Source organism: Limosilactobacillus sp., assembly GCF_040772465.1.
Classification (GTDB): Bacteria; Bacillota; Bacilli; order Lactobacillales; family Lactobacillaceae; genus Limosilactobacillus.
Genome location: NZ_JAXGYB010000003.1, coordinates 161,159 through 173,392 on the forward strand (window position 1 = coordinate 161,159; position 12,234 = coordinate 173,392).

A 12,234-nucleotide genomic window follows, 5' to 3' on the forward strand; every position below is an offset into this window, starting at 1 on the left:
GTCCAATTTATTTTAATGTTTTAATAATTCGCTTAATTTCTTTTTCGGTTAGTTGATCTCTAAAATAATCTTGCAATCGATCCTTAATAGCTTCCTCGTTGTAACCTTTTCTCTTTAAATTCTGGGCAACGGAAACAGCCATTTGCAACTTGCCTTCCGTTTTGCCTTTTTTCAAACCTTCTTGCCGAGCATCATACATCTTCAATGCCATATCCATAAAATCACGCTCCTTCACTGGATCTCTTTTGACTGCTGCAATATCTTTCAAAATTTGTTCACCAAAACTGTTGCCTTGAACTGTAAGACCATTCATCAAGGCAAAGAAACTGCTTAATTCAGGTGTGACTCTCCCCAACTTGCCTGCCGAGTTTAATAGAAGAACTTTTGCATCTGTATTCAACTTAAGTGCCGGTTCCTCATCACAACGCAATTGTAAAGTATAACGTCGCAATTGCTTATCAAAAGGATCAAACGGACACAAGAAAATGACATAGGAACGCTTAATATTGCCATATGACATTCCGCTAACTAATGAATCCATATCAATTTTAGATTGATAGTAGCGGATCCGCTCACCCAAATCTTTTGGGCGAGTCACCTGCATTTCCACGTCATATACACGCTCAACTTCATCTTCAGCAAACACATCCAATCTGACCCCGTGTTGATCGTATTGATCTCGGATGTCCTTTTGGGTGTTAATTAGCTTAACTCGTTGAATATGCAATTCCGGCAATATTGCTCGTAATAAATCACGACAATTATTACCCAGATGCATAACATTACCAAAGATAAAATCATTAGTAATGCCTGCTTGCCGCCACTGTTTAAGTGCAAACTGTGTCATCTTCGTTACCCCAATTATACTATTTTGCTCAGATTTTCTGGTAGCCAAAAATCAGCTAAAATCCTTCTATAAAATAGATACGAGGAAAACAATTACGATGATGCTAAATAATTGCATTTTTATAAATACAAATATACCCCTTAGAACTGCACTCTAACCAAAGTGTTCACTCTAAGGGGCATTATAAGGTGTTAGTCATAATCTTTTAGTTGAAATGATTTTAAATTGTGTTTTCACCTTCTTTCCATGTATCACGTGCAACAAACGGTTCAGTGGTTTGTTTGCTAATAAAGTTGAAGAAATGAACTTTATCTCCCCAATCATCAGGATTACCAAAATCCAACTCTTTCAAATTACGGTTGTCATAGGTATAAGCAAATAATTTCTTCTTTTTAATATCATAGCCTGATGTGTATTGCGTCCAGGCATAAATAGTCTTCTCGCCATCAGGTATTCTGAGCGACCCCTTTGGTGTGTTAACAGCAGTTAGCATTTGGAAAATTTGGTTTAATGTTTTATCATCATCAAAATGATCTGAAAGGAGCTTTACAAAGGCCGCACGTAAGAATCGAGATTCAGGTTTGTAGTCGGCAGGAATACCAACCAATCCACTAGTACTTTCTCCCAATTTAATGTCATCAATTGGTTCATCATTTTGATATTTGTACGAACGTTTAGTAGTACGCTCCAACCAAGTTTTGACGTTATTAAGATGCCAGTCGAATGTCGGAGCGTTTGTAAATACACCTACTGTGTTTTTAAAGAATCTAAAACCATTTGGAATAGATGGTTCAACAACTAATGAATTACCGTCAGGATCAATGAATACACAGTGCTGAGGAACAGACATTCCCATCATAGGTCCTGGTTCATTAGTAACTCCTACATCTTTATTTAAATGTTCCTGTATCTCTGTCAGACTGCCATAATGAGTCAAAATCCACGTACAAATTTCTTCTCCTCGAATTGGTACTTTACCGCTTGCTTTAATTTCAGAAGTCGGAACGTATTTATAGAAATGATCAAAATAAAACGAACCACCGCAAATGCCATTTTCATTGATTCCATCTAAAACCACAGGGTGCTTATGTAAGTCGGCTGCCCAAGCGATACCCATTACAGCTTTGCTTGTTGTAAAGGGGGTATAAGTACTTGTCATTCTATAATTACGTGGAATTTTAATACCCGAGTATTCAAAATGTTGTTCAAAATCTTGAGTTCTTGCCCAATATGGATTCCCTTGAGTACTTTTTAATTCAATGCCTGTACAAGCCATAGCTAAACCCTCCTTTAATCATTTAAAGTGTTAGGTTTCCGAGATGGAATCATCGCAATCCCGGCACCAATCAGCGCAACCAAAGCACCCAATACAGTTACAACATAGACATGAGCACCAAGTTGAGGAATGAGTAAATCCATCAACACTGATCCGATTAGCTGACCAGCAGTGGAAGCTAATCCTAAAAGAAGCAATCCTAAACCACGAACTAACAAAGCCATAAGGCCAATTGATAATAATCCTAAAGGACCGCCAAGATACATCCACCAAACATGTGGCAATGCAAAGTAAGCTTGTCCCATGGCCATCCGAATGAGCAAGATAATTGTTAAAACAGAAAATCCTACAATAAAGTTCCAAGTAACAGAGACAAGCATTGATCCAGTGGCTTTACCAACAGCTGAATTACCTGCGGGTTGCCACCCAGCTAACAAACCAGCAATAAATGGCAAAACAGCTAAACCAATGACCTTTGGTGCCTGCCAATTTGGTGATACAACCAAGACAGTCGCTGCAATGGCACAGATAGCACCCATGATACGTACAAAGTTAAACGGTTGCTTCAAATCAACCCCGATTCCAAAACGGTCACATAACAGACCTGAAATAACTAAACCAGAAATTAACGTTGTTTGAAAAGTTGCTACACCTAAGGCTGAAGCTGATGCACCTTCAGAAAATACAACCATGGCACCACAAATACCAGCAATCCAGTTCCACCACGGCATTTGTTTTGATTTCATTAGACGTGGAATAGAAGCAAACTGTTGACGAGTTGATTTACGGGCCAAAATAATAATTGCCATGACTACAAGCCCGGATCCAAATGATATAACTGCAGTAGCATTCCCATCACCATGTAATGTTTTGCCCAGTTGGCCATTGACAGCAGATTGCATTGGAGAAAGCATACCTGCTAAGATTGTGGCTAATACTAACAACGGGATGGCAAATTTCTTTTTTGTCGACATCTTTTCACTCATGATAAAACCTTCTTTCACAGTTAATTAACATTAGCTAACCAATCTATGCAACGAGAGAAGAATTTTCCATAACCACTCCAATTCATAAACTCTTCAGGTGCCCAGTGAGGAGCAATATCGCTAGCATATGCTAACGTTTTTCCTTTTCCAACTTTACGAATAACTAATAGTGGTGATTTATTTACCGTCATTAGTACTTTGCTATCCGGCTTTACTTGAAGTTCTTGATAGCCAAGTATATCTGGAAATTCACCTAATCCTTTTGTGATATTGCTGTCTTCCTTGACTAATGGTTTGACACCTTGTGGCATTTCACAACGATCATCATAAGGTAAAACATTCACCGGAAGTATGTCTTCAATTGGTGTGTTGTGGTAATGAGCTTTGCCTTCAAATCCACCAAATGACAAATATCCGCCAGCCATCATCAATGAGCCTCCGTTAATGACCCACTTTTTCAATAAATCTAAGCGATTTACTGTGGTATGTCCCTCATCAAATACACGATGTGAAAGCAAAAATGAGTTTGATCCAATATCTGAAAGAATAATTACGTCATATTTATTGAGCTCATCCATAGTCCAAGGAAATTGCTCTTGAACATTATGAGCAAATAAGTGAGTTACCTGATGCCCATTTTTTTCTAATTCGTCAATTAAATGATCACAACCACTTTCTAACTTTGAACTTGTAAAGGAGTCATATCCTTTATATTCAGTCGTTGATACAATCCAAGATTCACCGGCTAATAATACCTTTGCCATAATTAACCACTTCTTTGATATAAACCCTATTGTGCCAATTGGTAAAGCGCTTTAGCAATTTTGCAAAAAATAATGATTGTTTGTATTACTGAACTGTAATCCTTCAATAAAGCGGAATAGTATCACTTGCTAAACCGCTTTATCATTTACAAACAATCATCTTTCAATTACAAGTATACCACTTTTCCACTATAATGTAAGCGCTTTTAATTTTTATTTTTCCTAACACTTCTTCTAACGATTAATTTGGGTTTTATAATGATATGTTTATATGAGTTAACTTTTTTGTTAATCTTTTGGATTAGCTGAGTTGTTGCTTCATTTACCATTAAACTCAATTCTTGATCAATAGAGGCTAAAGGCACTTGGGTAAATGCATCAGTTGGGTCATTATCAAAGCCAATCAAAGAATATCTATCAAATATATCTAAATGATGCTCATTAGACCACTTAATTAATCCAAAAATCATCATGTCACTTGAACTAACAATTCCTGTAATTTTTGGATTATTAAAAATTTGAGGTGCTGCTCTATATCCACTCTCTATAGAGTAATCTCCTTTATAAACTAAATTGGGATCAAATTGCAAATTGTTCTTCTTTAGAGTATCTAAATATCCCCTATAACGTTCGGGTGCATTGACATACTTATCTTTACCCTTTATAAACGCAATTTCTCTATGACCTCTATCAATTAAACATTGAGTTGCAAGCTGAGCTCCCAAATAGTTGTCAAAATTGATAGTAGTAACCTTCATGTCACTACTTGCATTGACAAGGATCAATGGTTTTCCCAAATCATCAATCATTTCTTGGTTATCTTTCGTGCTCTGGTAAAAAAATTCGTTTGAAGGAACTAGAAGGACTCCATCCACACCATGAGAAGCCATATTTGCTAATATTTCTTTTTCCCTTTTTGCTGAATTATTACTATCAGCAAACAGAGTTGAGTAGCCATAAGATCTTATTTTTTCATCTACCAACCTTGTTAATTGGGCAAAAAAAGGGTTAGTAATGTCAGGAACAATTAATCCAATATTGTAGCTGATTTTCTTACTCAAAGACACTGCAGCAGAGTTAGGATGATAATTATTTTGTTGTGCTATCCTTTTGATCTTTTCCTTAGTTTTTTCGGATATTCTTGCTTCTTTATTATTAAGTACCAGTGAAACCGTACTTAACGATACACCTGCTTTTTTTGCAATGTCTTTCATGGTAAAGCTCATAATATCAGTCGCCTTTTCAACTTAACTTGTTGAACTAATTCTACACCTATAATTGATAGAGTTCATGTATATATTAACTTTTTTATAATAGGCCATATCTTATGAAACAATATAAAGTCATTCATTGATTCTGTTTCATATCAGTAATTGATATATTCCTTTACATTTTTCATTATCAGTTGCCGTAGTATCACAATCAGATGAAGAAGCATCACATTACCTAATCATTGTCACGCAAAGTAAACTGTCTTGCAGAAAAGCAACAAGAAAGGATAATTAAAAGGGAGATTTAATCGTTGCGAAAGATATTATCTCTTAATTAATTATTAACTATATTATTAGCCGATCTTAGCAAAAGACTCTAACCTACCTCTATAAACGACAAATGAACTATTTTCTGTTAGGGAGTTGCCTTGTACAACTCCACAATAGCAGAAGCTATTCTTGATAGGATTATCATGTGGTGAAGATTAAAGAAGAGACATATTGATTGGACAACGCTCAATCTTAAAAAACCATAATTTTTCTATAGCACTTCATTTTATTCCGCCGTTTTCCTACATTTTAAATCCGCTCTGCACACTTTTTACAATCATTTTTATAGTTATATTAATTTTTCAATTAAAAATAATAATAAAGGATACACAAATAAATTAGTCCCTTTTTGCCAATAATTGCAAATTTACCCATACTGTCAGTTTGATCCTTATAGTCTTTTGTAAAAGTAGTTAAAAATAAGCTAATGATAATAAATACTATAAATAAAAAAATTAACAATACACGCCAAAAACATCTGACCTTGTGTGGATATAATAGTTTAGCACCGACAATCCCTTCAATAATATATAACAATCATGAGACCAATTCCAATTTGTGGTGCATATTTATTAAACCATCTCATTTTTATATACCCCCCATTATAAAGCGATTACCAAGTAAATAATAAAGCACCTCCAGGCCCCCACCCTTCAGTGCTTCATCAAAAGTCTTATTTAATTACAATGCCCACGCATTCGTCGCATCAAAATTATAGACATGGCCATCAATCGTGTGTTGACCAGTGACAGCCCAAGCATTCTCTGGATCAAAGTAGTAAGTGTGACCATTGATAGTCTGCAAGCCTGACAAAGACTTACCAGTATTGTCGAAGTAGTACCAACGACCATTGATACGTTGCCAACCGATCATAGCCCAAGCGTTGGTACCATCAAAATAGTACCAAGAACCATTGATCTTTTGCCAACCAGCGTCGGCCCAAGCATTGTTAGTGTCAAAGTAGTAAGTACGACCATTAATGCTTTGTAATCCGGTGGCAGCCTTACCATCTTGTCCAAAGTGGTACCAACGATTGTTAATACGCTGCCAGCCAGTTTCAGCCCAAGCATTAGTATTATCGAAGTAATACCATGACCCGTTGACCCTTTGCCAGCCTGTATTGGCCCAGGCATTAGAGTTATCAAAGTCGTACCATCGACCGTTAATGACGTGCAAACCTGTTTCAGCTTTGCCATCATTATCGAAGTAGTACCAGCGGTTATTAATGCGTTGCCAACCAGTTTCAGCAGCACCAAAATTGCCATAATGTTTAAGATTCAGGTAGTACCATGACCCGTTGACTTTTTGCCAACCAGCTAACATCCAAGCATTAGTTGGATCAAAGTAGAAGGTCTGGCTACCTACTTTGGTGATACCAGATGCAGCCTTACCATCACTACCAAAGTAATACCAATTACCAGCTGGTGTTTGGAACCATTGTGACTTCCGAGCTTTACCAGTTGTAGGGTCAAAGTAGTACCATGATCCATCAAGTTTTTGCCATCCGGTGTCAACTTTACCAGTACTCCGGTCATGGATCTTGTACTCGTCAGCACCTTCCGTCAACAAACCATCTTGGTCAGCAGAGGCGGCCGCAGTAACCCAGTTAGAAGTTTCTTCTTTACCATCGTTACCATAGTAATGGAGTGCTTGTGAAGCTGAATCATAAACTAAGCCAGTCTTTCGGGCACCATCAGAGCCAAGGTCATACCAACTACCGTTAATGTTCTGACGACCAGTCAACATCCAACCGGTATCAGTAGCAGGATTGTAGTAATACCATTTGCCATTTTCTTCGTGCCAACCAGTAACCATGGCACCAAATGAGCCGTCATGGTTAGGGTTCAGGTAGTACCAGTGACCATTAATGTATTGATCACCAGACATCAGCTTACCATCATTATTGGATGGGTTATAGTAGTACCACTTACCATTTTCCTTCACCCAACCAGTTACCATTGCGCCATAAGTACCATCATGGTTTGTGTTCAGGTGGTACCAAGCACCATTGATGTTTTGATCGCCAACAAGCATCTCCCCACTACCATTAGCAGGATTGTAGTAGTACCAATGACCGTCAACTTGTTGCCAACCGGTTTGCTTCACATTACCGTTATACAAGTACCAGTGACCATTTTGATAGCTATTGGTCAATCCACGCCCAAAAATGCCGCTGTAATCAATAGAAACGTCTAAGTCAGAATTGTAACCACCAATCCGACCATGGGCATTATATTGCCAAGCACCATATCCGGTGTTTAGTAAACGGCTTGGAGAAGGACTGTACGGGTATTGAGCAACCCACGTCTTTTTCTTACCAACGGTCGTGCTGACACCATAAGATTCATCATAAGAAATGGAGCAGTAGACAATATGGTTGTTATAGCCAGCAGCAGAAAGAGCTCGCCAGAATGAGTTCAAATCATTAGCAACATTACCATACTGAACGTATGAGGATTCCATATCGGCAATAACAGGAGTCGATGTACTTAAACCTAAACGACGTAATTCGTTAGCAAAGTATTGGCCTTCAGCATATGCCTGAGCTGAATTTGCAAAGTCATTAAAGTGATAAGCAGCCACATTTAACCCCGCCGCGCGTGCATTAGAAATCTGAGAAGCAGCATATGGGTTAACGTAATTGGTACCTTCAGTTAACTTGACAATAATCGTCTTAACCCCGGCATTCTTCAATGCCCGATAGTTAGATTCAGTCAAATTGTACTGGTATGAAGAAACGTCAACTGCATCCACACGTGGATAAGCTGAACTACCAATAGTTACATATGGTGTGCCATCAGAAGCAGAGGCAGCAGGTTTGACAACTTGTGGAGTTGAAATTACGGTGGTGCTTTGGCTTGAATCACTTTGACTAGCTACAGGTGTATTAGCACTCTTAGCGGCTGAACTAGCAACGCTGTTAGTAGAGTTTGTCGTAGCTGATGAAGTTGTTGCAGAATTATCTGCAGATGAAGCCACACTGGAACTAGCAGAAAGCGTCACAGTGTTAGCATCTGAATTATTATTAGCATTGGTTGTTTGTGCTTGCTGCTTAACTGCTTGATCGGCATGTGCCTTATGTTGAGCACTAACCATGCCAAAGGAAAGTGACAGTAACACTAATCCACAAGTTAAAGTAGAATTCTTTAGCGACTTCCTAAAATCCATAAATTAATGATCCCTCCAGATTCTTAAAAAAAAAGAAAGCAAAAATATTTTCGCTTCCTTTTTATTCAAACGCATCAGTTAGAAATTATTTTTGTAAACCATTCCGGATGATGGTTAATGGGTTCAACCACGTACCGTTGTTGGTAAATGACATTGCTAAGTCGTAGTTGAAGTTGTGGTTTCGGGTAATACCAATGTGAACGTGAGAAGTATCGCGGTAACCAATAGCATCACCAGTTGAAACCTGTTGCCCAACAGAAACCTTGATGTTGCTGCGTGACGAGAAGGCTTCCTGGTAAACAATCAGGTATTCGCCAGTATCTTCAAGTACGTAGTTTTCCAACCCGGCCGTGTAACCAACAGCAACAATCTTACCACTGTGGATTGCATGAACAGTTGAACCAGGGTGGTCAACAGACCCGAAGTCTAGGCCATCATGGAAACCATTTTGACGGAATTCACCGCCGGCGTTAACGCCAAAGAGTTGGGCACCTGCAAAGTGACCTTCACCATCTGCAGGGAATGGCCAACCCCAGTAATCTTCCCACTTACCATTTGAGTTAAAGGTGTAGCTCTTACCATTGATGGTATGGGTACCAGTGTACATCCACGCATTAGTTGGATCCATGTAGTACCATTCACCATTAATCTTCTGCCAACCAGTATCGCACCAGGCATTGGTTGGGTCCATGTAGTACCACTTACCATTGATTTGATTCCAACCAGTAACACACCAAGCATTAGTAGTGTCCATGTAATACCAACGGTTGTTAATTTGGTTCCATCCAGTCTTAGCTGCACCAGTGGTTGAATCCATGTAATACCAGCGACCATTGATCTTATTCCAATTAATGACAGCAGCTGAATCACTTGGACTAAAGTAGTACCAACTGCCATTTTGCTTGACCCAACCAGTCTTAAAACTATTAGTGGAAGCATCAAAATCAAAGACACGTCCTCCAACACTTTGAATGCCGCTCTTAGTTAGTGTTACAAAGGCACCTTCGATGCTTTCTGCAGTACTGTTACTATCAGCAGCAGCACTAGCAATAGCTGGATGACCATTAACAATTACAATAACTTTATGAGTCTGAGAATCTACACCAGTCTGAGTAAACTGATTACCATTCTTGGAATCAAAGTAATACCAAGTGCCATTAACTTGCTGTAAACCAGTCAACATTTTGCCATGTTGGCTAGGATCAAGGTAGTAACGCTTACCATTGATAGTCTGCCAGCCAGTCTTAATCGCACCAAACGTGCCATCATGAGAAGTGTTCATGTAGTACCATGAACCATTCAAATAATTCCAGCCATAAGCCATCCATGCATTTTCTGGATCAAAGTAGTACTCATGACCATCTACAGTAGTAAAACCACTATCAGCTTTACCACTATTATCAAAGTGATACCAATTTCCATATGCTGATTGATACCATCCAGTATTAGCCCATGCATTTGTTGAGTCAAAGTAATACCATGAGCCATTCACTTTTTGCCAACCGGTTTTAGCCCAAGCATTGTCATTATCAAAGTCATAAGTACGGCCGTTAACAGTCGTTAAACCAGTAGCAGCCTTACCATTGTTAGCGAAGTAATACCAGTTACCCGCCTGTGACTTCATCCAACCTTTTTGGGCCCAGGCATTATTTTCATCAAAGTAATACCATGAACCACTAATCTTTTGCCAACCCTTTAAAGCCCATGCTTCAGTTAGATCGAAGAAATAGGTGTTGTTATTAATGCTTTGCAGGCCAGTTTTGGCAGCACCAGTCGCACTGTCAAAGTAGAACCAGTTGCCCGCTTGTGACTTATACCAACCAGTTTGAGCAGCACCATCATTGTTGAAGTAGTACCACTGATTGTTCACCTGTTGCCAGCCAGTTTGATTTTGACCATTTGCATCCCGATCATAAACCTTACCGTTAATGGTAGTTAAACCTGCACTCGTAGCATTAGCTGAACTGCTTTGTGCAGCACTTGAAGCCTGACTTGTTGCTGAAGAAGCATTACTTGTATTTGCACTTGATGCTGCTGAGTTAGTATTAGCTGTCTGTGCAGAACTGTCAGCTGCTGCAGGAAGTGTTACAGTAGCGCTTTGCAATGATTGTGCATTAGTTGCCACAGTATCTGCACTCCCTTGGGTAGTATTATTATCTGAATCACTACCATTAGTACCGTTATTATTATTGTTACCAACAGTGCGAATTACTTTCTTTTCACCATCCGTCGTAGCAGCGTGTGCACGTTGTTGACCATTAGTTGCCATTACACCCATCGTTGCAAGTGCTGCAACCAGCCATAACTTGCCTGCTTTATAAAGCTTAAAATGCGTTGTTGCGTCGTTGTTATTTTCCAAAATTGCTCGGTCTCCTTATTTGAATCCTTGCAGTTGTTCTTTCTTTAAAAAATTGATTTTTCTTCATAATCTGGCATCTATAAAATACCAGTTTTTATTATAGTATAACGGTCAAGTGGAATAAACCGATCTTACGACTTATTAAGTAATCGTAAATTTGCTGTTACAAATTTGTAACAATAAAATTCTATAAAATGATGGATACTTTTTAATTTTGTCAAAACATCCTAATTCTTCTATACAATCTACGCTATGAAATAACCTAGCAGCTGTCTTTCTTTCTCAAAAAATATAAAACACGCTTTAAAAAGCTAAACAATCCTGCACGCAAAACATCTATTAACGTGCACAATATCATTATGAATACAACAATAAAAATTGCAATTATACCCATCTGCAATGTTGAACAAGCATGATCGTGAAATAACTTAGCACTCCAAAGCAGTCTGCGTACAATCTCATTGTCAGTAATTAAATATGAAGCAAATACTGTCTTGGCTATGACATTAATTCCAGCATTGCCAAATGATTTTCGTTGCATCACAAAATTAAAAATATATGATGCAGATATCAGCTGGAAAATGCCAAAGAAAAAGAAATTGATATAACTAGTGTGGCCTACAAAATACAGTATACTTGCGCCTACCATAGCAATAAAGTAATAAACCATTGCTTTTAACAGTGGAATTTGAAAGCTTATATGATATTTCCTGAAATAAGCTCCAATTAAGTAAGCAGGGATAATAAAGCCAAACTGAATTTCATTTGTAAATATTGTCGAATTGATTGGCGAAAGTAAACTAGCAAAGACACTAACAATTATGATAAGACATTTAAAATCATTGCGATTAATATGAACTAACACAATATTTAAATAATGAACAAGCAATATTAAAACAATGTAAGCATCCACAAACCAATATAGATCATGTGTAAATGGCATTATTGAAGTTATCAATTCCATTTTCGGATTGGGAATTTGTCCACATAAATATGCAATAACAAATATCAAAATTGCATAGAAAATTGTTTCTGACCAAACACGACCAGCTTTATGGACGCCCTTTTGTAAAGTCCACTGTGAATTACCAACGAAATAACCGGTAATCATAACAAATAAATAGACACCTAATTTCCCTAATTCTAAATATGCACTTGGTAGAAAATAAAATGACAAGGAATGGTGACCACTTAATCTCCAAGGTTGACTAAAATATTGATAATGAAATAGTAGAATCATAAACATACTGATGATTCTAAGAGTTTCAAATCGACTATCACGTTTCATTGTTC

At 38.0% G+C, this 12,234-nt stretch carries 8 protein-coding genes; all 8 read right to left on the reverse strand.

Annotation, left to right across the window (positions count from 1 at the left end; all coding sequences use genetic code 11):
* Positions 1–7: 7 nt before the first annotated feature.
* The 8 genes from AB3114_RS04405 to AB3114_RS04440 all read right to left on the reverse strand — a co-directional run bounded on the left by AB3114_RS04405 (position 8) and on the right by AB3114_RS04440 (position 12,229).
* The gene (locus tag AB3114_RS04405) at positions 8–847 is read right to left on the reverse strand and encodes an Rpn family recombination-promoting nuclease/putative transposase (protein WP_367342050.1); all 840 of its coding nucleotides are present in this window, start codon (positions 845–847) and stop codon (positions 8–10) included.
* Positions 848–1,067: 220 nt separating this feature from the next.
* Positions 1,068–2,123, reverse strand: a complete 1,056-nt coding sequence (locus AB3114_RS04410) for a linear amide C-N hydrolase (RefSeq protein WP_367342051.1) — start codon at positions 2,121–2,123, stop codon at positions 1,068–1,070.
* Positions 2,124–2,137: 14 nt separating this feature from the next.
* Positions 2,138–3,109: a DMT family transporter gene (locus tag AB3114_RS04415; RefSeq protein WP_367342052.1), complete on the reverse strand. Its 972-nt coding sequence runs from the start codon at positions 3,107–3,109 to the stop codon at positions 2,138–2,140.
* Positions 3,110–3,129: 20 nt separating this feature from the next.
* Entirely contained in the window at positions 3,130–3,873 is a 744-nt protein-coding gene (locus AB3114_RS04420) for a glutamine amidotransferase (RefSeq protein WP_367342053.1), read from the reverse strand.
* A 206-nt stretch (positions 3,874–4,079) separates the two neighbouring features.
* A complete protein-coding gene (locus AB3114_RS04425) occupies positions 4,080–5,087 on the reverse strand; it encodes a LacI family DNA-binding transcriptional regulator (RefSeq protein ID WP_367342054.1) in 1,008 nt (335 codons plus the stop codon).
* Positions 5,088–6,095: 1,008 nt separating this feature from the next.
* Positions 6,096–8,582 (reverse strand): GH25 family lysozyme, encoded by a 2,487-nt coding sequence (locus tag AB3114_RS04430; RefSeq protein WP_367342055.1) that lies wholly within the window; start codon positions 8,580–8,582, stop codon positions 6,096–6,098.
* Between the two features lie 85 nt (positions 8,583–8,667).
* Positions 8,668–10,941 (reverse strand): peptidoglycan DD-metalloendopeptidase family protein, encoded by a 2,274-nt coding sequence (locus AB3114_RS04435; RefSeq protein ID WP_367342056.1) that lies wholly within the window; start codon positions 10,939–10,941, stop codon positions 8,668–8,670.
* 262 nt (positions 10,942–11,203) lie between these two features.
* Positions 11,204–12,229, reverse strand: coding sequence for an acyltransferase family protein (locus AB3114_RS04440; protein ID WP_367342057.1), 1,026 nt, complete (start codon positions 12,227–12,229; stop codon positions 11,204–11,206).
* Positions 12,230–12,234: the final 5 nt, after the last annotated feature.